Annotated in this window: 18 protein-coding genes; 14 read left to right on the top strand and 4 right to left on the bottom strand. The window is 32.1% G+C overall.

What is annotated here, in order from left to right:
- Positions 1 to 21: 21 nt before the first annotated feature.
- Positions 22 to 453, bottom strand: coding sequence for an RrF2 family transcriptional regulator (locus tag J1D01_RS01805; protein WP_421149624.1), 432 nt, complete (start codon positions 451 to 453; stop codon positions 22 to 24).
- Positions 454 to 569: 116 nt separating this feature from the next.
- Here J1D01_RS01805 and J1D01_RS01800 point away from each other — a divergent pair, with 116 nt between their 5' ends.
- From J1D01_RS01800 to ric, 9 genes are all read left to right on the top strand, one after another.
- A complete protein-coding gene (locus J1D01_RS01800; protein ID WP_421149623.1) occupies positions 570 to 1,073 on the top strand; it encodes a c-type cytochrome in 504 nt (167 codons plus the stop codon).
- A 123-nt stretch (positions 1,074 to 1,196) separates the two neighbouring features.
- Positions 1,197 to 3,161: a Sec-dependent nitrous-oxide reductase gene (nosZ, locus tag J1D01_RS01795; protein ID WP_421149622.1), complete on the top strand. Its 1,965-nt coding sequence runs from the start codon at positions 1,197 to 1,199 to the stop codon at positions 3,159 to 3,161.
- Positions 3,162 to 3,277: 116 nt separating this feature from the next.
- Positions 3,278 to 3,868 carry a hypothetical protein gene (locus tag J1D01_RS01790; protein WP_421149621.1) on the top strand — a complete coding sequence of 197 codons (591 nt, stop codon included), beginning with the start codon at positions 3,278 to 3,280 and terminating at the stop codon, positions 3,866 to 3,868.
- Between the two features lie 40 nt (positions 3,869 to 3,908).
- Positions 3,909 to 4,349, top strand: a complete 441-nt coding sequence (locus J1D01_RS01785) for a nitrous oxide reductase accessory protein NosL (protein ID WP_421149620.1) — start codon at positions 3,909 to 3,911, stop codon at positions 4,347 to 4,349.
- Between the two features lie 10 nt (positions 4,350 to 4,359).
- On the top strand, positions 4,360 to 4,797 hold the full coding sequence (locus tag J1D01_RS01780) for a CopD family protein (RefSeq protein WP_421149619.1): 438 nt from the start codon (positions 4,360 to 4,362) through the stop codon (positions 4,795 to 4,797).
- Positions 4,794 to 6,041: a nitrous oxide reductase family maturation protein NosD gene (locus J1D01_RS01775; RefSeq protein WP_421149618.1), complete on the top strand. Its 1,248-nt coding sequence runs from the start codon at positions 4,794 to 4,796 to the stop codon at positions 6,039 to 6,041. Before J1D01_RS01780 ends, J1D01_RS01775 begins: the two co-directional genes overlap by 4 nt.
- Positions 6,035 to 6,742 (top strand): ABC transporter ATP-binding protein, encoded by a 708-nt coding sequence (locus J1D01_RS01770; RefSeq protein ID WP_421149617.1) that lies wholly within the window; start codon positions 6,035 to 6,037, stop codon positions 6,740 to 6,742. The genes J1D01_RS01775 and J1D01_RS01770 overlap by 7 nt, the downstream gene beginning before the upstream one ends.
- Entirely contained in the window at positions 6,735 to 7,517 is a 783-nt protein-coding gene (locus J1D01_RS01765) for an ABC transporter permease (protein ID WP_421149616.1), read from the top strand. Before J1D01_RS01770 ends, J1D01_RS01765 begins: the two co-directional genes overlap by 8 nt.
- A gap of 99 nt (positions 7,518 to 7,616) precedes the next feature.
- Positions 7,617 to 8,333, top strand: a complete 717-nt coding sequence (ric, locus tag J1D01_RS01760) for an iron-sulfur cluster repair di-iron protein (protein ID WP_421149615.1) — start codon at positions 7,617 to 7,619, stop codon at positions 8,331 to 8,333.
- Between the two features lie 35 nt (positions 8,334 to 8,368).
- On the opposite strand, the gene J1D01_RS01755 is transcribed toward ric, so the two are convergent.
- Both J1D01_RS01755 and J1D01_RS01750 read right to left on the bottom strand, forming a co-directional pair.
- Entirely contained in the window at positions 8,369 to 8,716 is a 348-nt protein-coding gene (locus J1D01_RS01755; RefSeq protein ID WP_372935173.1) for a hypothetical protein, read from the bottom strand.
- Positions 8,716 to 9,690, bottom strand: coding sequence for a polyprenyl synthetase family protein (locus J1D01_RS01750; RefSeq protein ID WP_421149614.1), 975 nt, complete (start codon positions 9,688 to 9,690; stop codon positions 8,716 to 8,718). The genes J1D01_RS01755 and J1D01_RS01750 overlap by 1 nt, the downstream gene beginning before the upstream one ends.
- A 124-nt stretch (positions 9,691 to 9,814) precedes the next feature.
- Here J1D01_RS01750 and J1D01_RS01745 point away from each other — a divergent pair, with 124 nt between their 5' ends.
- From J1D01_RS01745 to J1D01_RS01730, 4 genes are read left to right on the top strand one after another with little or no spacing between them, the layout of a single operon-like run.
- On the top strand, positions 9,815 to 10,420 hold the full coding sequence (locus J1D01_RS01745) for a TetR/AcrR family transcriptional regulator (protein ID WP_421149613.1): 606 nt from the start codon (positions 9,815 to 9,817) through the stop codon (positions 10,418 to 10,420).
- A 4-nt stretch (positions 10,421 to 10,424) separates the two neighbouring features.
- Positions 10,425 to 11,774, top strand: coding sequence for a TolC family protein (locus J1D01_RS01740; RefSeq protein WP_372935182.1), 1,350 nt, complete (start codon positions 10,425 to 10,427; stop codon positions 11,772 to 11,774).
- The gene (locus J1D01_RS01735) at positions 11,774 to 12,943 is read left to right on the top strand and encodes an efflux RND transporter periplasmic adaptor subunit (RefSeq protein WP_421149612.1); all 1,170 of its coding nucleotides are present in this window, start codon (positions 11,774 to 11,776) and stop codon (positions 12,941 to 12,943) included. The genes J1D01_RS01740 and J1D01_RS01735 overlap by 1 nt, the downstream gene beginning before the upstream one ends.
- Positions 12,944 to 12,973: 30 nt before the next feature.
- A complete protein-coding gene (locus tag J1D01_RS01730; protein WP_421149611.1) occupies positions 12,974 to 16,507 on the top strand; it encodes an efflux RND transporter permease subunit in 3,534 nt (1,177 codons plus the stop codon).
- Positions 16,508 to 16,596: 89 nt separating this feature from the next.
- Here J1D01_RS01730 and J1D01_RS01725 read toward each other — a convergent pair whose 3' ends face one another.
- Entirely contained in the window at positions 16,597 to 19,179 is a 2,583-nt protein-coding gene (locus J1D01_RS01725) for an alpha/beta hydrolase-fold protein (protein WP_421149610.1), read from the bottom strand.
- A gap of 166 nt (positions 19,180 to 19,345) precedes the next feature.
- Between J1D01_RS01725 and aspS the strand changes: the two genes are divergently transcribed.
- Positions 19,346 to 21,100, top strand: coding sequence for an aspartate--tRNA ligase (gene aspS / locus J1D01_RS01720; RefSeq protein WP_372935161.1), 1,755 nt, complete (start codon positions 19,346 to 19,348; stop codon positions 21,098 to 21,100).
- Positions 21,101 to 21,114 lie beyond the last annotated feature (14 nt).

Here is a 21,114-nt window from a genome sequence, read left to right as displayed (position 1 = left end):
TTTATTAAAATTCTGTAACTATTATAATGGAAGAAATGAATTGCCTTCATAAACATCTAAAGCCAATTCTTTAATAGTTATATTTTTAAGTTTATTTAAAATATTATTTCTGGAAGCACTTAATATATTATGCAACGGACAAGGGGTTTCTTCATGGCATTTTTTTAAACTTAACATACAAGAATTAAGCTTTTCTTCACCGTCAATAACATAAATAATATTTATTACAGATTTATTTAAATTAGCTTCACTTAAATAAAACCCTCCTTTTGGTCCTCTTACAGATGATACTAAATTTTCTCTAACCAACTGCTGGAGTAATTTAGCTATATAAGCCAAAGGCACATTAATTGGGGTTGCAATATCTTTAACCATCACCTTGTTTTTTTCACTGGCATGCAAAGCTAAAAACAACACGGCTTTAATGGCGTATTTTGATGAATTTGAAAACATATACTTAAATAATCTTGTACAAATTTAAAGAAGATATAATTATCTTAAATATGATTTTTATCATATTTTTTTGTGTATTTACTACATAGTTTTGTTATTCCTAAATATTATGTTATATGAAAACAACACTAAAATTAATGACTATCTTATTAGCTGCAATATTAATGAATTGTGGTGGTAAAGAAGAAAAAAAGAAAGAAGGTTTCAGTTATGAAAAAAAAGAAACCATTATTAAGAAAGAAGTAAAAAAAGACGAAACGATACCTGCTTCTAAACAAGTAGATTTAACCAACAAAGGCATAGGTCCAATTACATCGCTTACATTACCTGAGAGCATAGATGAAACTATGGCTGCCCATGGAGCCGATGTTTTTAAAAAAATGTGTACCGCATGCCATAGACCCAATAAAAAATTTATTGGTCCTGCTCCAACTGGTATTTTAGAGCGTCGTTCACCTGAATGGGTAATGAACATGATTTTAAACCCAGATGAAATGACCCAAAAAGACCCATTAGCTAAGGCTTTATTAATGGAATTTAACGGTTCTCCTATGGCAAATCAAAATCTATCTGAAGAAGATGCAAGAGCCATACTTGAATATTTTAGAACATTAAAATAACAACTAGCTCATTATTGGAGGTACTAATGCATTATCAGTATAAATGCAATGGTATTGTGCACGTAATAGACAAACTACTTTTGCCTCCAATTGAATAAACACTAACTAAAACTAAATTTAAGAATGAAAAAAACATTAAAACCAATTGTAGCATTATTAAGTATTCTTGTAGTATTTACAAGTTGTAATAATAGTTCTAAATCTAATGCTGGAGCTTTATCTAGTAGTGCTGCAGAAAAAGTTTATGTAAAACCAGGAGAGCATGATGAATTTTACGCCTTCATCTCTGGTGGATTTAGCGGACAACTTTCTGTTTATGGACTACCTTCAGGACGTTTATTTAAAGTAATTCCTGTATTTTCTCAAGATGCTGAAAAAGCTTGGGGTTACAATGAAGAAACTAAACCCATGCTAAACACTTCACACGGGTTTATTCCTTGGGATGACTCTCACCACCCTGATATTTCACAAACAAATGGAGAAATTGATGGTAGGTGGGTATTTATTAATGGTAACAATACACCACGCATTGCAAAAATTGATTTATCAACTTTTGAAACTACCGAAATAATAGAAGTACCCAATAGCGCAGGAAACCATAGCTCTTCTTTTGTTACAGAAAACACAGAGTATGTGGTGGCAGGAACAAGATTCTCTATACCCATTCCTCAAAAAGATATGCCAATTAAAGATTATAAAGGAAACTTTAAAGGAGCTTTAACGTTTATTTCTGTAGAGCCTGAACATGGACATATGGATATAAAATTTCAATTAATTATGCCTGGTTTTGATTATGATTTATCTCATCCAGGACGAGGAAAATCTCATGGTTGGTTTTTCTTTACAACCTATAATTCTGAAGAAGCTAACACCCTTTTAGAAGTAAATGCCTCTCAAAACGATAAAGATTTTATTGCTGCTGTTAATTGGAAAAAAATAGAAGAATATGTTAACAATGGTGGCGGCACCATGATGCCTTCAAAATACGCTCATAATGTTTTTGATGAATCTACGCACTCTGCAACTTCAACTATTAAAGAAGAAGTACTTACTGTAAATCCTTTAGATGTTCCAGGTGCTGTTTACTTACTACCAACTCCAAAATCGCCTCACGGTTGTGATGTAGATCCTTCGGGAGAATATATTGTTGGTAACGGAAAACTTTCGGCTAATTTAACAGTACATTCATTTACCAAAATGCTTGATGCCATTGAAAACAAAAAATTTGCAGGCGATGCTTATGGTATTCCTATTATTAACTTTGAAGATGTTTTAGCCGGTGTTGTAGAACAACCTGGTTTAGGACCTCTGCATACAGAATTTGATGGCAAAGGAAATGCTTATACTACGTTCTTTATTTCATCTGAAGTTGTAAAATGGAAATTAGGTACTTGGGAAGTTGTTGACAGACAACCCTGTTACTACTCTGTTGGGCACTTAATGATTCCTGGAGGTAACTCACAAAAACCTTGGGGTAAATACGTTGTTGCCATGAATAAAATTACTAAAGACCGTTATTTACCTACAGGTCCTGAAGTAACACAATCGGCACAATTATATGATATATCTGGTGATAAAATGGAATTACTTTTAGATTTCCCAACTATTGGAGAACCTCATTACGCTGCCGGATGTCCTGCAGATTTAATAAAACCTCGTTCTAAAAAAATATTTAACTTAGAAGAAAACAACCACCCATATGCAACTAAAAGTGAAGCAGACACCAAAGTTGTTAGAAATGGCAATACCGTACATATATATATGACCATGATACGCAGTCACTTCTCACCTGATAATATTGAGGGTATTAAAGTTGGAGATGAAGTATACTTCCACGTAACTAATTTAGAGCAAGATTACGATGTACCTCACGGAGTAAGTATGATTGGAGCTAATACTTCAGAACTACTAATTATGCCAGGGCAAACAGAGACCTTTAAATGGGAACCAAAACAAGTTGGTGTATGGCCATTTTATTGTACAGATTTCTGCTCTGCATTACACCAAGAAATGCAAGGATATGTAAGAGTATCTGCTGCCAACGCAAACACACCTTTACGTTGGTCTCTTGGTGAAGATATAGAGTAATTAAAACTTAGGAAAATTTTGTTTTAGTGTTTATTTTCCTAGAAAAAGGCGAGAGTTTTTTCGCTCTCGTCTTTCTTTTAAAACGCTATTAAAACAAAACTACTAAATTTTATACGATGAAAAAATCAAATATCATCATGCTTCTTGCTGCTATTCTTCCTTTAGGCTTATTCTTATTTCCGCTTTGGAGAATCACCTTAGAGGCACCACAATACCCAACACCTCTTGCTATGAACATTCATATTAATGATTTTTCAGATGTTCACCCTCATGACATTAAGAATATAAATTTAATGAACCATTATGTTGGTATGAAATATATCCCAGATGCCATTCCAGAGTTTAAAATTTTTCCGTTAGGTATTATTATCACAACTGTTATTGGTTTGATAATTGCCTTTAAAGGAAACTATAAATGGTTTTTGTTTTGGTTTATTTTAATGATTGTTTTAAGTAGCGCAGGTCTTTACGATTTTTATATCTGGGAACATGATTATGGACATAACTTAGACCCTAAAGCCATAATGAAATTTACCAATCCCGACGGTTCTATTATGGGGTTTCAACCCCCGCTCTTAGGAACTAAAGATATTTTGAATTTTACCGCACACTCTTACCCAAGACTTGGGGCGTTATTTTTAGGACTAGGAATTGCAACTTCATTTATAGCTTATTTAACTGGAAAGAAAAACAGTAAAACAGTGTAATTTATGTAATAATTAACTCCCAACCTAAACACTAAAAATTATGCAAATACTAAAACACTTTTCAATATCGCTACTATTATTTACAGTTTTTGGTTGTAATGTTTCTCCTAAAGCTATTGACTACGGAAACGATGGTTGCCATTTCTGTAAAATGACTATTGTAGATAAAGTTCATGCAGCAGAAGTAGTGACAAAAAAAGGAAAAATTTACAAGTTTGATGCTACAGAATGCATGATACATTTCATGAAAGAATTTGATACTTCTGAAATTGCACTCTACCTATCAAACAATTATCTAGAACCAGAAACTCTTATTGATGCTACAAGTGCAACTTTTTTAATAAGCAAAAATATACCAAGTCCTATGGGTGCTTTTCTTTCTGCTTTTAAAACCAAAGAAGACGCTGCAAAAATTAAAGCAGATAAAGGAGGGGAACTTTACAGTTGGGAAGCGTTGTTAGCTAAGTTTCAAAATAAATAGTTCTTTAAAAATGATACTTAAATTTGTTGTTTTTATTCATATCCTTGCCGCAACAATTTGGACGGGTGGACATCTTATTTTAACCTTAACTTTTTTACCTAAAGCTTTACTTAAAAATGACTTTGATATTATAGAGTCTTTTGAAAGTAAATATGAAAAAATTGGTATTCCTGCATTACTAACATTATTAATTTCTGGAGTTTATATGGCAATTCAATATGCAGAAGAAGGTTTTCTTTCTTTTGATTTTTCAAACCATTTCAATAAGCATATTTACCTTAAACTAATCTTGCTGTTATGCACCGTAATTCTAGCAGTGCATGCAAGATTCTTTTTAATACCAAAACGCGCTTTAAAACCATTAGCGCTTCACATAATTTCTGTAACTATTATTTCTGTTTTATTTGTACTAATTGGTTTTAGCGCCAGATCTGGAGGTCTATTATGAAACTATTAAACTACATATTGTTACTGGCTCTTTATTTGTGTTATAGTAACAAGCTACTATATGCCAAAACAATTACGGTTTGTAATTCGTGTCCTATAAATTCATTAAAAAAAGCTATTAAAACAGCTCATGATTTTGATACTATTTCTGTAAAAAAAGGCACCTATAAAGAATACAATATTGTAATTGATAAACCCTTAACCGTAGTTGGAGAAAACTACCCTATTATAGATGGTGAACTAAAAGGAGAAATCATTACTATTACTTCAGATAATGTTACAGTAGATGGTTTATTTATAATAAATGTAGGAACAAGTTATACTGAAGATTTTGCAGCTATTAGAGTTCAAAAAAGCAAACATTTTATTATTAAAAACTTGGTGCTAGAAAAACTATTTTTCGGTATTTATATAGAAAAATCTAACCATGGAAAAGTTTACCATAACAAAATTATTGGTGATGCTGTTGAAGAGTATAACTCTGGTAACGGCATTCAGCTTTGGTATAGCAACCATGTTGAAATTGAACATAATTATATTCAAAATGTTAGAGATGGTATTTATTTAGAGTTTGCAAATAATTGTTTAATTAAAAATAATGTAAGCTCTAATAACCTGCGTTATGGTTTACATTTTATGTTTTCTAATAACGACAGTTACCAAGATAACACCTTTGAAAACAACGGAGCAGGTGTTGCTGTTATGTTCTCAAAACATATTAAAATGTACAACAATATTTTTAAAGAAAATTGGGGTACGGCGTCGTACGGTATGCTATTAAAAGAAATTAACGATGCCGAAATTATTGGCAATTCATTTAATGAAAACACCATAGGAATTAATATTGAAGGCTCTAACCGCATCATTTATAAAAACAACAATTTTATTAATAATGGATGGGCTATAAAAGTAAGAGGTGCTTGCTATACTAACAGTTTTTTAGAAAATAATTTTTTATATAACTCTTTTGATATTGCCTATAACAGTAAAGTGAACGATAATATTTTCGACAACAATTATTGGAGCAGTTATACTGGCTATGATTTAAATAAAGACGGCATTGGAGATGTGCCCTACAGACCCGTAAAACTATTTTCATATATTGTTAATCGAACACCCGAAACCATTATTTTATTACGCAGTTTATTTATAGATATTATTGATTTTTCAGAAAAAGTATCTCCTGTTTTTACACCCAATAACCTATTAGACAATAACCCAGCAACAAAAAAAATAACGTGGTAACCATTAAAAATTTACATAAAAAATTTAATAAAAACGTAGTTCTTAGTGGCGTAGATTTAACCATTAACGAAGGCGGAATTTTTGCCATTTTAGGACCAAATGGCTCTGGCAAAACCACACTTATTAAGTCTATTCTTGGAATGGTTGTACCTAATAAAGGTGAAATTTCTGTTCTAGGTAAGAATATAAAAAACAATGCTAGTTACAAACATAAAATAGATTACTTACCACAAATAGCCAATTTCCCAAATAATTTACGAGTAAAGGAACTAATTAAAATGATTAAAGATTTACGAGGGAAAATTGAAACAGATAAACACTTAATTAACACTTTTGAGCTAGAGCCTTTTTTAGATAAAAAACTAGGAAACCTTTCTGGTGGCACCAAACAAAAAGTAAACATAGTACTAACTTTTATGTTTGATAGTCCTCTTATTATTTTAGATGAACCCACAACAGGACTTGACCCTATTGCCTTAATTAGATTAAAAGAACTTATTCAAAAAGAAAAAGCTAAAGGAAAAACAATTTTAATAACCTCACATATTATGAGTTTTGTTGAAGAAGTGTCAGATGAAATTGTATTTCTTCTTGAAGGAAAAATTTATTTTAAAGGAAGTATTTTAGAATTAAAAACTAAGACCAATCAACCAGATTTTGAACATGCCATTGCATCAATTTTAACAAATAATCATGCTTAAAATATTAAAATATAGTTTTTTTGATTTAATGCGTAGCCGTTGGAGTTATGTTTACTTTGCTTTTTATTTGTTGTTAGGTATTGTGCTGTTATTTCTAAACCATGATCTATCTAAAGCAGTAATAACACTAATGAACGTTATTATTATTTTAATACCACTAATAGGTACTATTTTTGGTGTAATGTATTACTACAATTCAAAAGAGTTTACAGAACTGCTTTTAGCACAACCATTAAAAAGATCATCTATTTTTTTAGGCCAATATTTAGGTGTAGCTATTTCTCTTTCAATGAGCTTAATTTTAGGCTTGGGCATTCCTTTTATACTGTACGGTTTATTTAAATCGACTGTAATTTGGGATTTTCTATTATTACTAACAACAGGTTGTTTCCTTACCTTTATTTTTACAGCATTAGCTTTTAATATAGCCTTATCTAACGAAAATAAAATTAAAGGTTTTGGGTATGCCATTTTGCTATGGCTATTTTTAGCTATTATTTATGATGGTATCTTTTTAATGTCTTTAATTATTTTTGAAGATTATCCGCTAGATAAGTTATCATTAGTGGGCACCATGCTAAACCCCATAGATTTATCAAGAACGCTTATACTTTTAAAATTAGATATTTCAGCACTACTAGGATACACAGGCGCTATATTTAAAAAGTTTTTTGGCACTAATTTCGGACTCATTATTTCCTTTTTAACACTTTCACTTTGGGTTATTCTACCAATAACAAGAATTGTTTTTAAATCCAGAAAAAAAGATTTTTAGCACAAAAAAATAACAAATGTCATGTTTTTATTTCATTAAACTTGCTACTTTTGATTTCAAAATAAAAAAGATAAAAATATCTTTTATTAAATTAAAACTATGAAAACAATCGAAAATAAAACAGTTGCAGAAGTAGTAGCAGAAAATATTAAAACCGCTCATGTATTTAAAAAACATGGTATAGACTTTTGCTGTGGAGGCGGTATAACCATTGAAAAAGCTTGCGAAAAAAAACAGCTTGATTACCAAATGCTTAAAAACGAACTCTTACAAGTAAACGAAGCTCCAAAAGCTTATAATTATAACTCTTGGAAATTAGACTTTTTAATAGATCACATTATCAACGTTCATCATGCGTATGTAGAAAAATCTATACCTTTAATTTTACAATACTCCAACAAAGTAGCCAAAGTTCATGGACATCACTACACCGAAGTAGTTGAAATTAACAAACTCTTTACAGAAGTTGCTAATGAGTTGGCAGCCCACTTAAAAAAAGAAGAAATCATACTATTTCCATACATTAAAAAATTATTAAAATATAAAAATGAAGATTTAGAGTTAACTAAACCTCCTTTTGAGACCGTTAATAATCCTATAAAAATGATGGAAGAGGAGCACGAAACAGCAGGCAATATCTTTAAAAAAATAGCAAAATTAACTAACAATTATACTCCTCCAGAAGGAGCTTGTAACACTTTTAAAGCACTTTACGCTAAACTAGATGAATTTGAGCAAGATTTGCACCAACATATTCATTTAGAAAATAATATTTTACACCCTAAGGCTAAAGAATTAGAACAAAGTTTTAGCTAAACTAGTAACCAGAGGTGGTGTTGTTTTTAAACTAATTAATAGCAATTGCGAAACCAAACTTTCTGCCATTCGCGCCTTAAGATTAAAAACGACACCTCTTCTGCTAGTTTTACAGTATCATTGCCGTTTAAAGATTTAATTGCTTTTTCTGAAACATCAACAATGTAAAGCAGGTTTAAATAATCTGCAAACTTCTCTTGAATAAGCGTGTAAATGGTTTCATGAAGCAAAAGTTTTAAACTTGTTGGTAAAATATCTTCATGAAAATCTAAATCAATATTAGCTAGTAAAAAATCTTTATTTAATTGAAAAATTAATTTTTTGTATAAATCTAATTTGTTAGCTTCTTCAACTAAAGCCTCAAAAGTTGTTGGGAGTTGCATTATACGTTTCTGCTCATTAAACTAGTTCCAAACTCTTTTAGAAGCAACTTGTTCTCTTCAGAAATATTTAAATTTTCTAAAACAAGAAAAGCTTTATTTGTATAAGCTTCAACTGCTTGTTGTGTAGCTTTAGCTGCTCCAGTAGATTTAAATATCTCTTTTACTGCAAACACTTTTTCATCAGTTTTATTAGTTTCAATATTATAAAGATGCTTTAAATGTTCTTGCTCTTTTCCAGAGGAAAATTCTATAGCTTTTAAGTATAAATAGGTTTTTTTATTCTCTATTATATCACCTCCTACTTGTTTACCGAAGGTTTCTGGGTTACCAAATGCATCTAAATAATCATCTTGTAATTGAAAAGCTATTCCTAAATTTCTACCAAATTCGTAAATATTGTTTTGATCTTCTTTAGAAGCCCCTGCTACAATGGCTCCCATTTTCATTGCTGCTGCAACTAAAACAGATGTTTTGTATTCAATCATTTTTAAATACTCTGTAATAGTAACATCATTTCTGGTTTCAAAATCTACATCATATTGTTGCCCTTCACAAACCTCTAGAGCAGTTTTACTAAATAATTTAGCTAAACTTTGAAATACATTAGCTTGGTAATTTTCAAACAGTTGATAGGCCATAATTAACATGGCATCACCAGATAAAATTCCTGTGTTTATATCCCATTTTTCATGAACGGTTTCTTTGCCTCGTCTCAATGGTGCATCATCCATAATATCATCATGTACTAAAGAAAAATTATGAAATACCTCAACACTTAAAGCTGCATTTAAAGCTTCTTTGTAATTACCTCCAAAAATATCGGTAGTCATTAATGTTAACACAGGGCGTAACCGCTTTCCTCCTAAATTTAAAATATACTCAATGGGTTTATACAACCCCTTAGGCTCTTCTTTTATCTGAAAACTTTTTAGAAAGAAAACAAATTCTTGTTGGTATTTTTCTATGGATAGCATAGAACAAAAATAAATGAATTCATTATATAAAAAAGGATTAAAGTAAACTAAGTGTTAAAAAAAGGTAAAACTCAGGAAACTATATTGGTTTTTAAAGTTTCCTTAACTATATTTGCGCTCTGAAATGAGAGAAAAGATTATACATAAGGCAGGAGAGTTATTTTTAAACTACGGGTTTAAAAGCATAACAATGGACGATATTGCTAACAATTTAGGCATATCTAAAAAAACCATTTATGTCCATTTTTCTAATAAAACCAAACTAATTCAGGCAACCACAATGCGCTTGTTTGAATCAATATCAAATGGTATTGCATGCATTTGTGAGTTAAACAAAAACCCTATTGAAGAAATATATAGTATTAAGCAATTTGTGATGGAACACCTTAAAAACGAAAAATCATCACCCCAATATCAGCTTCAAAAATACTATCCTAAAATTTACAACTCTTTAAAAAACAAACAATTTGACGTTATGCTTGGGTGTGTTAAAAAAAATTTAGAACGTGGCGTAGCAGAAGGACTTTACAGAAAGAATATTAATATAGATTTTATTTCTAGAATGTACTTTAATTCTATGACAATTATAAAAGACAACAACCTTTTTCCCAAAGATAAATTCACCATGCCTATGCTTATGGATAACTATATAGAATATCACTTACGTGGTATTTGTACTCACAAAGGACTAGAAATTTTAAATGACCACATCAATTCAAATCAATCATAAAAACATGAAAAACAGACTAATTTTATTTTTTAGTTTATTAAGTAGTTTTGGGCTTTTTTCGCAAGAAAACAGCCTTAGTTTTTCTTTACAAGAAGCTATAGATTACGCATTAGAGCACAACAGAACCGTGCAAAATGCTGCTCTTGATATTGAAGCTGCCAAAAAACAAAAATGGGAAACAACCTCTACAGGTTTACCGCAAATTAACGCTAGTATAGATTACAATAATTGGCTAAAACAACAAATATCTCTTATTCCTGCTGAATTTTTTGGTGGTAACCCAGGAGAATATGCCGAAGTTATTTTTACCACTAAGCAATCTTTAACAGCTACCGCTACACTTTCTCAAAAAATATTTGATGGTTCGTACCTAGTTGGGTTACAATCGGCTAAAGTGTATTTAGAAATCTCTAAAAATGCCAAAGAAAAAACCGATTTAGAAATTAGACAAGCCGTTATTAATGCTTACGGAAACGTGCTACTTGCAGAAGAAAGTATTGGTATCTTAAAAAGAAACATTGAAGTTTTACAAAAAAACTTAGATGAAATAACTAAGATTTATGAAAATGGCCTTGAAGAAGAAGAAAGTGTAGAGCAATTACAAATCACATTATCTAGTGTACAAAGTAATTTAAATAACACCCAACGTTTAAAAAACATAGCTTACCAAATGTTAAATATAACGTTAGGTATAGATGTTCAAAACAAAATAACCTTAACAGATTCTTTAGAAAGTTTAGCGTCTGAAAATATTACTCTAAACATTTTTGAAAGCGAAAACGCTGTTGAAAACAATATAGATTATAAAATAGCTACTAATAACATTCGCTCTAATGAGTTGCTTTTAAAACTAGAAAAAAGCAAAGCATTACCAACTTTAAATGCCTTTGTTAACGGTAGTTATAACGGTTATGGTGAACAATTTGATTTTTTAAAAAAAGAACAAGACTGGTACGGAGCCTCTCTTTTTGGAGTAAGCATGAACATTCCTATTTTTAGTTCATTGGGCAGAAGTGCTGCTACCCAAAAAGCTAAAATTAATTTAGAAAAAGCTAAAAACGATTTTGAAAACACCAAACAACAATTAAAATTAGAAATATCTCAAGCTAAAAGCAATTACCTGTTTTCTATTGAAGAATATGAAAACAAAAAGCAAAATTTAGCACTAGCAGAACGCATAGAACAAAAAAACCAAACCAAGTTTTTTGAAGGTATTTCTTCAAGTTTTGATTTAAGACAAGCTCAAACGCAACTCTACGCATCTCAACAAGAATTTTTACAAGCAATGCTAGACTTAATTAACAATAAAGCAGAATTAGATAAAGTATTAAACACGCCTTTAAACCATAAATAATGAAAACCAAATTTTACATTCCAATAATAATTTTTACGGTGATTTTAAGTAGCTGTGGAGATAAAAATAAATCTATTGACGATATTATTGCTTCTAATGATATTACAGAAATAAGAAAAAAGAAATTAGAACTAGAAACAAATCTTCAAGAAATTGATACTGAAATAAAGCAATTAGAAGAAAAAATTAAAGAATTAGACCCTCAACATAAAATTCCTTTAGTTACCACTTTTAAAACCCAAGAACAGGTTTTTAAACATTATGTTGAATTACAAGGTAATGTAAGCACCAATCAAAATGTGGTTATCAATGCAGAATTTAGTGGGGTATTAACCAAAATTTATGTAAAAGAAGGGCAACGTGTTACTAAAGGACAATTATTAGCCAAAATTGATGATGGTGGCTTAAGTATGCAACTTTCTCAATTACAAATTCAAACAGATTTGGCAAAAACCACTTTTGAGCGTCAAGAACGTCTTTGGAAACAAAAAATTGGTAGCGAGTTACAATACCTACAAGCTAAAGCCAATTATGAAGCACAACTTCAAGCTACAAAACAACTTAAAGAGCAAGTAGCAAAAACCTCTGTTAGAGCACCATTTACAGGCATTATTGATGATATTATTACAGATGAAGGAACCCTAGTATCTCCAGGGCAATCTGCTCTTTTTAGAATTGTAAATTTAAAAGATATGTACATTGAAACCGATGTACCAGAACTTTACATAACCAGTATTACCACTGGTAAAAATGTGAAAGTAGAATTCCCAATTCTTAATAAAGTAATTGATACCAAAGTTCGTCAAGCAGGAAGTTTCATCAATCCTGCCAATAGAACTTTTAAAATACAAGTACCTATTACTAATAAAGATAATTTAATAAAGCCTAACCTAACTGCAAAACTTAAAATAAATGATTACACCAATGAAAAAGCCATTTTAATTCCTTTAAGTATCATTTCAGAAAATGCCGAAGGCGAGCAGTACATTTACACCATAACCGATAAAAATGGAGACCACGCAAAAGTAGAACGCGTAATTATTACTCCTGGTAAAACACAAGGTGATCACATTGAAATTTTATCTGGTTTAAGCAGCAATATGGAAATTATTAATGAAGGTGCAAGAAGTGTAAAAAAGGGGCAAGAAGTTAAAATTCTTAATTTATAAGTTGCCTAATTATAAAAAGACTACCACCAAATGAGTAAAAAGAAAAACACAAAAAAAGTAGATAAAGAATTTGGCTTATCATCATGGGCTATTGGCAACAAAACTACCATGTACGTTTTAATTGCTGTTATCTTAATTTTAGGTTCTAGCGCCTATTTTAGCATGCCTAGAGAAAGCTTTCCTGAAATTAAAGAAACTAAAATCTACATCAGTTCAATATATCCTGGCAACACCGCAGAAGATATTGAAAAACTTATTACAGACCCTATTGAAGACCGGTTAAAAACCGTAAGCAATGTTGTAGAAATCACATCAACTTCTCAAGAAGATTATTCTATTGTAATTGTTGAGTTTGATGAAAACATAACTGTAGAAGCTGCCAAACAAAAGGTGAAAGACGAGGTTGACTCTGAAACCGCCGGCGAAGATTGGCCAACTTTTAACGGTGCAAAAGTAGAACCTAATGTGTTCGATTTAAGTATTTCTGAAGAAATGCCTATTCTTAATATTAATATCTCTGGAGATTATCCCATAGATAAACTTAAAGATTACGGTGAATATCTAGAAGATGAAATTGAAGGCCTTTTAGAAATTAAGCAAGTAGATATTCGTGGGGCACAAGAAAAAGAAGTTGAAGTTGCCGTTGATATTTACAAAATGATGGCTGCTCAAGTTAGTTTTAGTGATATTATAAACACTATTAGCAATGAAAACATGACCCTGTCTGCAGGTAATTTAATTGCTAGCGGACAACGAAGAACCATTAGAGTTATTGGTGAAATTGAAACTCCTGAAGAGCTTGAAAATTTCGTAGTAAAATCAGAACACAACAACCCTATTTACTTAAAAGATGTTGCTAAAGTTTCTTTTAAAGAAGAAGACAAAACCACTTACGCAAGAGAGTTTGGGCACCCAGTAGTGATGCTAGATGTTAAAAAACGTGCTGGAAAAAACATGGTAGCTGCAGCAGAACAAATTCAAGCTATTGTTGAGAAAGCCGTTGAAGAAGTATTTCCACCAGATTTAACTGTTACCATCTCTAACGATCAATCTACTAAAACCATAGGTCAGGTAGATGATTTAGTAAACAATATCATATTTGGTATTATACTGGTTGTAACGGTTTTAATGTTCTTTTTAGGGTTTAAAAACGCGCTATTTGTTGGGTTTGCAATACCTATGTCCATGTTCATGTCATTAATGATATTAAACTTTATGGGATTCACAATGAATACCATGATTTTATTTGGCCTTATTATGGGGCTAGGAATGTTGGTTGATAACGGTATTGTTTTAGTTGAAAACGTATACCGCCTTATGAATGAAGAAGGCTTAAGCAGACTTGAAGCTGCTAAAAAAGGAATTGGTGAAATTGCATTCCCCATTATTATTTCAACAGCCACCACAGTAGCAGCCTTTATTCCTTTAGGACTATGGCCTGGTGTTATGGGGCAATTTATGATTTTCTTTCCCAAAACCCTAGGTGTAGTATTGGGGTCTTCCCTATTTGTAGCTATCTTCTTTAATTCGGTTTTAGTATCACAATATATGACCACAGAAGACATAGAAATGCCTTTAAAAAGCATCATTAGAATTTCTATAATAGTTGGAATTTCAGGGGCGCTAATTCTTCTTTTTGGAGGTTCTGCAAGAGGGTTAGGATCTGTAATGATATTTACAGTTATATTGCTTTGGATTTATAGATTATTTCTAAGAGATTGGACTATTGCATTTCAAAATAAAATTTTACCCATTTGGGAAAGTTGGTATGAAACCACACTTCGTGGTGCCTTTAAAGGCAAATGGCCTGTAATCATTTCTGTAGGTACATTTGTGTTACTCATTATCTCTTTTATGGGATTTGGAATGTCTGTTGGAAGCCAACGTACCAAAGTTGAATTTTTCCCAGATAATACCCCTAACCAAATTATTGTTTATATAGAATATCCTGAAGGAACCGATATAGAAAAAACCAATGCTATTACTAAGAGTATTGAAGATCGTGTTTATAAAATTATAAATGACGAAGCCTATATGAATGGTGATTATAATTTCCTTACAGAAAGTGCCGTATCTCAAGTAGGTGAAGGAGCTGGAAACCCACAAACTGATGGAGGCTCTCAAGCTGAAATGCCTCACCGAAGTAAAATTACCGCTACCATGCGAGAATTTAAATTTAGAAAAGGCGCAGACAGTAAAGAGCTGCTTAAAAAAGTACAAGAAGCATTACAAGGTATTTACCCTGGTGTTGCCATTTCTGTTGAAAAAGATGCGGTTGGCCCACCAACAGGATACCCTATTAATTTAGAATTAGAAGGTGAAGATTACTCTGAGTTAATTGCTACTGCCGAAAAAATGCGCGATTTTATAAACTCTAAAAACATTGAAGGGATTGATGAATTAAAAATAGATGTTAACAAATCTAAACCCTCAATGAAAGTAATAGTTGACAGAAAAAAAGCTGGAGAGCTTGGTATATCTGCAGGTCAAGTAGGACAACAATTGCGTAATTCTATTTTTGGTGCTAAAGCTGGCATTTACAAAAAAGACGGTGAAGATTATGACATCTACGTACGCTTTAATGAAGATAACAGGTATAATAAAAGTGCCCTCTTTAACCAAAAAATTACGTTTAGAGATATGGCTTCTGGTCAAATTAAAGAAATTCCAGTATCTGCCGTTGCTAAACAAAGTAATACCTCTGGTTATAGTGCCATTAAACATAGAGATGTTAAACGTGTTGTTACGCTATATTCGGCATTAGCTCCAGGTTACACTGATGCTGCAGCTATTGTTTCTAAAATTCAGAAAGAAATGGAAGCGTTTACCGATAAACCTGATAATATAAAGGTAGACTACACCGGGCAAATAGAAGAACAAGCCAAACAAATGGCCTTTTTAATAAAAGCCTTTTTTGCTGGTTTAGGACTCATTTTTTTCATATTAATTTTTCAATTTAACTCCGTTTCTAAACCTGCCATAATTATGTTGGCTATTTTCTTAAGCTTAATTGGTGTGTTTGGTGGTTTAATTATTACAGGCAAACCGTTTGTTATCATGATGACCATGATGGGTATTATTTCATTAGCTGGTATTGTTGTGAACAACGGAGTAGTACTTTTAGATTACACACAACTTTTAATTGATAGAAAAAAGGCTGAATTAGATTATGAAGACAATCAATATTTAAAAACAGATGATTTAAAAGAAGCTATAATAACAGGTGGTAAAGCGCGTTTACGCCCTGTACTTTTAACTGCAATCACCACCATTTTAGGTTTAATTCCTTTAGCTACAGGACTAAATATTAATTTCTTTACATTTTTTAATGATTTTGATACCAATATTTATGTAGGTGGTGATAATGTTGTTTTTTGGGGACCATTAGCTTGGACTGTTATATATGGGCTTTTAATTGCAACCTTTTTAACACTTATAGTAGTACCTATTTTATTTTATTTGGTTACCAAATTTAAAATGAGATTGTACAAACACAGAACCGTACAAGATAATGTGTTAATAGAACAAGAATTGGGTACAACAAAAAATTTAAAAGAAGCTTAGGTTTTTAGATAAAACTATTTAAATAACAGAAAACTCGATGACTGTATCAGTCATCGGGTTTTCTTTTTTATATCTAAATAATCCTTAAATTATTTCCATTCAAAATCGCCATGTTTAACAGACCAGTCATTTCCAAAAAAGCCTGCACACTTCACTTCAGCAACACCATCTTTCAATACCTCGGCATCAAATAATAAAACATCCGGAAATGTGGTACCATTTACTAAATAGTGGTTGGCGTAAGCTGCTTTCATTCCCGTTTCTCCTGTGGCTGTAACTACACCAATACTGGCTGTATTAGAGTCTGTTCTTGGCACAATAAAATACATCCCCCAATTAGTCCCCTCTATAGTTTTTCCATCAAAATGAACGGCATTTTGCTCCACTTGAATAGGGCTCTCTTTTAACAGCTTATTCCACGCCGCATTGTTATCCTTATTTCCATATAAAACTACATTTCTATCGGTGTATTTTTTTAAAGAAAAATCAGTATCTGGTATCATTTCAACATTTCCATTAGCGCGATACCAAAATTTTTCAGCATCAAAAAGAGCACGGTTGTAATACCATTTATTTTCTACATTAGTTCCTTTTGTTCCATAAACCAGTACTACGTTATTTCTAAAAGCATCTTTAAAACCACCATTGCGGTGTGGGCCTTTCTCTTTTAGATCTGGCTTTGAAGTTACCTGCCATTCACCATTTCTCTTCTTAAAAAACATGGTTGCCCCACTATCTATCTTTATGGTTTTTCCATCTAAAACCAAACTGCTTATGGTATCCTTCAATTTAGAAAATTCAACCTTTAATACTGCCACGTTATTGGTAGTGATTGTATAATTTTCATCTTTTAAAAACTTAAATGAACTTATTTTAAAAGCCTCTTCTTGTTGATAGATTGAAATAAAATGCGACTTTGCCGACACCCCCGGAGATCCGGTGTAAAATTCTAGTTCGTCAATATCTTTATCATCTTTTATAGTTCGGTTTTTAAACATATCAAAAATAGGCTGCCAATCCATACTATGATCGCCATACCAATGTGTACCCTCGGGATATTCGTAATAGGTAAAATCTGAGTGAAATTTCCCCAAGCGTTCTCTCATATCTCTAGCTATGGCTGTTGGCACCACATTATCCTTTTCACCGTGGTAAATATAAATACCATGATGCAAATAATTACGAATAAGTTCTAAGGTTCTACTGGGTGTTCCCGCTCTTGTAATCATGTTTTCAACTGCAGTAGGTTCTTGCCTCATTAACATCCGTTCTAAAACCTTTGGGGTTATTCCTAACCGTTTTTTTTGAGATTCAGACATTTGTAATATTCTGTTTGATATCCTATCTCTATAAAGTAATAAATCTGGATATCCTGCACAGGGCCCCAATGCAGCGAATTTATCGGGGTAAGTAGCCCCTAGGTACCAAGTTCCGTGCCCTCCCATAGAATGACCGGTAAGGTATATGCGTTTTTCATCGGGCTTGTAAATTCGTTTAGCTTCAGCCAAAACCTCTAATGCATCTAAACGACCCCAATCTTCCCAAGCAAACCCAAAAGGACGTCTGTTTGTGGGTGCAATAACATTTCCCCAATCTTTCTGTTTATAGGCATTAGCCTGATTTTCTGCTTTTACCGATGCCCCATGTACAGATAAAAACATAGCCAAAGAATCTTGATTTTTTTGAGTTGTTGGTGCTATACTATAGTACTGTACACTGCCATCGATTTTACTTATAAAAGTGCGTTTATGTTTTTTGTATTTAGATTTTACCCTAATATTTGTAGTGGTTTTGGTATCTACTATTTGGTTTCCGTTTGATAAATTTAAAGTCATTTCTATCCGCCCTAATTTTGAAGTATCTGCTACATGGGCAATTGTATAAGCCACTTTTTGAACACTAAGCGGCGGTAAATTTTGAATTTTTGTTTCTTTGGTTTTCCCATCGATTTTAGAAATAATTTTATAGTTCTTTATCCAATTTTCTGTAGCATTAACAACTCTTACTGCAGCTAAGTAATCTTTTGGTTCTTCAATTAAAACATCTGGAAGGGTTAAATCTCTGGTTGTAATTTGCACATTGTTTTTAGGTTCAATTAATCTTGCTCTGATTCTAGGGAAACGTCCTACTTTTAAAACAAATACATTAGTACCTTTTTTAAGTTTTATGGGGATTAAACTCCATCCATAATCGTAATAATCGCCTTCATGTGGATAACCATTAATCAAGGCCAGTGTATGTCCCGATGCTTCAAACAGTACTACTTTTTCTGTATTAGATTTATAAGTTAAATACAAGTAGCTAGACCTTAAGTTTCGGTCTCTAAAAGAATTTGTAGAATCTACTTTGATTGGTTTCCACTTTAATTCTTCACCTTTAAAATCAACATCAAACACTTTATTTTTTGATGCAGTATACTCCGGATTCATTAAAAATTTATTAAAAACTGGGTCTTTAGGAAATGTAGATGAATTAACGCCACTATTTTGAAGTTTTAATGTTAAACCGGTTTTAAAAATATGCAGTAATTTCCCTTCTTCAATATCATTAACTTTTTCTTTCCCAAAATACTCAACAATATTTCCTGTTTTCTGTTGCGCATTTAAAGCAAAACAAAAAGAATATAAACAGAAAAAAACACTCAAGATTTTGTTAGTGGTAAAATTTATCATGATGAAATTTATTTTTATTAAAATTACTTTTTTAAATTCTTTTAAAAATATTTTTCGACAAGTAACAAATGAGCTTTTATGAATAACTATTTAAACCTTTAAAAAAGCGACATAAAATGGTTAATCTATAGACTAATTCTGTAAATTTGCACATCAAAATTTCACTATGTATAGAAGTCATAATTGTGGCGAATTAAGAGCCTCAAATATTAATGAAGAAGTAACCCTTGCAGGGTGGGTTCAAAAATCTAGAGATAAAGGGTTTATTGTTTGGGTAGACCTAAGAGACCGATATGGTATTACGCAATTGGTTTTTGATGAAGAACGCACCTCTAAACAGCTTATAGAACAAGCACAAAAATTGGGTCGTGAATTTGTAATTCAAGTAAAGGGAACCGTTATAGAACGAGCCTCTAAAAACCCCAATATGGCAACGGGAGACATAGAAATATTAGTTTCAGAATTAAACATACTTAACCAAGCTATTATACCACCGTTTACTATTGAAGATAAAACCGATGGTGGCGAGGATTTAAGAATGAAATATCGCTATTTAGATATTCGTAGAAATCCTGTAAAAAACAGTTTAATTTTTAGACATAAAGTAACCCAAGAAGTACGTAATTATTTATCGAACGAAGGATTTATTGAAGTAGAAACACCTTACTTAATTAAGTCTACACCTGAAGGTGCCCGAGATTTTGTGGTACCAAGTAGAATGAATGAAGGGGAGTTTTACGCACTTCCACAATCGCCACAAACTTTTAAGCAATTGCTTATGGTAGGTGGTATGGATAAGTATTTCCAGATTGTAAAATGTTTTAGAGATGAAGATTTACGTGCCGATAGACAACCCGAATTTACACAGATAGACTGTGAAATGGCCTTTATTGAGCAAGAAGATATTTTAAATGCTTTTGAAGGTTTAACGCGTCATTTATTAAAAGAAGTAAATGGTGTTGAAATTGATAAATTCCCAAGAATGCTCTACGATGACGCTATGCGTTTATACGGAAACGACAAACCAGACATTCGTTTTGGAATGGAATTTGGCGAATTAAACGATGTTGCCCAACACAAAGATTTCAACGTATTTAACCAAGCTGAATTAGTAGTTGGTATTGCAGTTCCTGGAGGAAACAGTTTTTCACGTAAAGAAATAGACAAGCTTATAGACTGGGTAAAACGTCCGCAAGTAGGCGCTTTAGGCATGGTGTATTGTCGTTGTAACGAAGATGGAACGTTTAAATCATCTGTAGATAAATTTTATAACCAAGACGATTTAGAAAAATGGGCCAAAGAAACAGGTGCTAAACCAGGCGATTTAATTTGCGTGCTTTCTGGAGATAAAAATAAAGTACGCACCCAATTAAGCGCTTTACGTATGGAATTAGCAGAACGTTTAGGATTACGTAAACCCGATGAGTTTGCACCGCTTTGGGTTTTAGACTTCCCGTTATTAGAATGGGATGAAGAAACAGAACGTTACCACGCCATGCATCATCCATTTACTGCACCAAAACCAGGACAAATTGAATTATTAAAAACAGATCCTGCTGCAGTTAGAGCCAATGCTTACGATTTAGTATTAAACGGAAACGAAATTGGAGGTGGCTCTATAAGAATACATGATAAAGAAACACAATCCTTAATGTTTGATTATTTAGGATTTACCGAAGAAGAAGCAAAAGCGCAATTTGGGTTCTTAATGGATGCCTTTCAATATGGAGCGCCACCACACGGTGGACTTGCTTTTGGGTTAGACAGATTAGTAGCCATTTTAGGCGGACAAGAAACTATTAGAGATTTTATTGCGTTCCCTAAAAATAATTCAGGTAGAGATGTAATGATAGACGCCCCTGCCCCAATTGATGATGAACAACTTGAAGAATTAAGTTTAAAACTGAATTTAAAATCATAATGTTTACAAATCCT

The organism is Seonamhaeicola sp. NFXS20, assembly GCF_049132085.1.
Lineage (GTDB): Bacteria > Bacteroidota > Bacteroidia > Flavobacteriales > Flavobacteriaceae > Seonamhaeicola.
This window is presented reverse-complemented; position numbering and strand designations above follow the sequence as displayed.

What these genes read in the sequence shown, in the direction of transcription:
- J1D01_RS01805 (WP_421149624.1), bottom strand. Translation starts at nt 453, where the DNA reads ATGTTTTCAAATTCATCAAAATACGCCATTAAAGCCGTGTTGTTTTTA.
- J1D01_RS01800 (WP_421149623.1), top strand. Translation starts at nt 570, where the DNA reads ATGAAAACAACACTAAAATTAATGACTATCTTATTAGCTGCAATATTA.
- nosZ (WP_421149622.1), top strand. Translation starts at nt 1,197, where the DNA reads ATGAAAAAAACATTAAAACCAATTGTAGCATTATTAAGTATTCTTGTA.
- J1D01_RS01790 (WP_421149621.1), top strand. Translation starts at nt 3,278, where the DNA reads ATGAAAAAATCAAATATCATCATGCTTCTTGCTGCTATTCTTCCTTTA.
- J1D01_RS01785 (WP_421149620.1), top strand. Translation starts at nt 3,909, where the DNA reads ATGCAAATACTAAAACACTTTTCAATATCGCTACTATTATTTACAGTT.
- J1D01_RS01780 (WP_421149619.1), top strand. Translation starts at nt 4,360, where the DNA reads ATGATACTTAAATTTGTTGTTTTTATTCATATCCTTGCCGCAACAATT.
- J1D01_RS01775 (WP_421149618.1), top strand. Translation starts at nt 4,794, where the DNA reads ATGAAACTATTAAACTACATATTGTTACTGGCTCTTTATTTGTGTTAT.
- J1D01_RS01765 (WP_421149616.1), top strand. Translation starts at nt 6,735, where the DNA reads ATGCTTAAAATATTAAAATATAGTTTTTTTGATTTAATGCGTAGCCGT.
- ric (WP_421149615.1), top strand. Translation starts at nt 7,617, where the DNA reads ATGAAAACAATCGAAAATAAAACAGTTGCAGAAGTAGTAGCAGAAAAT.
- J1D01_RS01755 (WP_372935173.1), bottom strand. Translation starts at nt 8,716, where the DNA reads ATGCAACTCCCAACAACTTTTGAGGCTTTAGTTGAAGAAGCTAACAAA.
- J1D01_RS01750 (WP_421149614.1), bottom strand. Translation starts at nt 9,690, where the DNA reads ATGCTATCCATAGAAAAATACCAACAAGAATTTGTTTTCTTTCTAAAA.
- J1D01_RS01745 (WP_421149613.1), top strand. Translation starts at nt 9,815, where the DNA reads ATGAGAGAAAAGATTATACATAAGGCAGGAGAGTTATTTTTAAACTAC.
- J1D01_RS01740 (WP_372935182.1), top strand. Translation starts at nt 10,425, where the DNA reads ATGAAAAACAGACTAATTTTATTTTTTAGTTTATTAAGTAGTTTTGGG.
- J1D01_RS01735 (WP_421149612.1), top strand. Translation starts at nt 11,774, where the DNA reads ATGAAAACCAAATTTTACATTCCAATAATAATTTTTACGGTGATTTTA.
- J1D01_RS01730 (WP_421149611.1), top strand. Translation starts at nt 12,974, where the DNA reads ATGAGTAAAAAGAAAAACACAAAAAAAGTAGATAAAGAATTTGGCTTA.
- J1D01_RS01725 (WP_421149610.1), bottom strand. Translation starts at nt 19,179, where the DNA reads ATGATAAATTTTACCACTAACAAAATCTTGAGTGTTTTTTTCTGTTTA.
- aspS (WP_372935161.1), top strand. Translation starts at nt 19,346, where the DNA reads ATGTATAGAAGTCATAATTGTGGCGAATTAAGAGCCTCAAATATTAAT.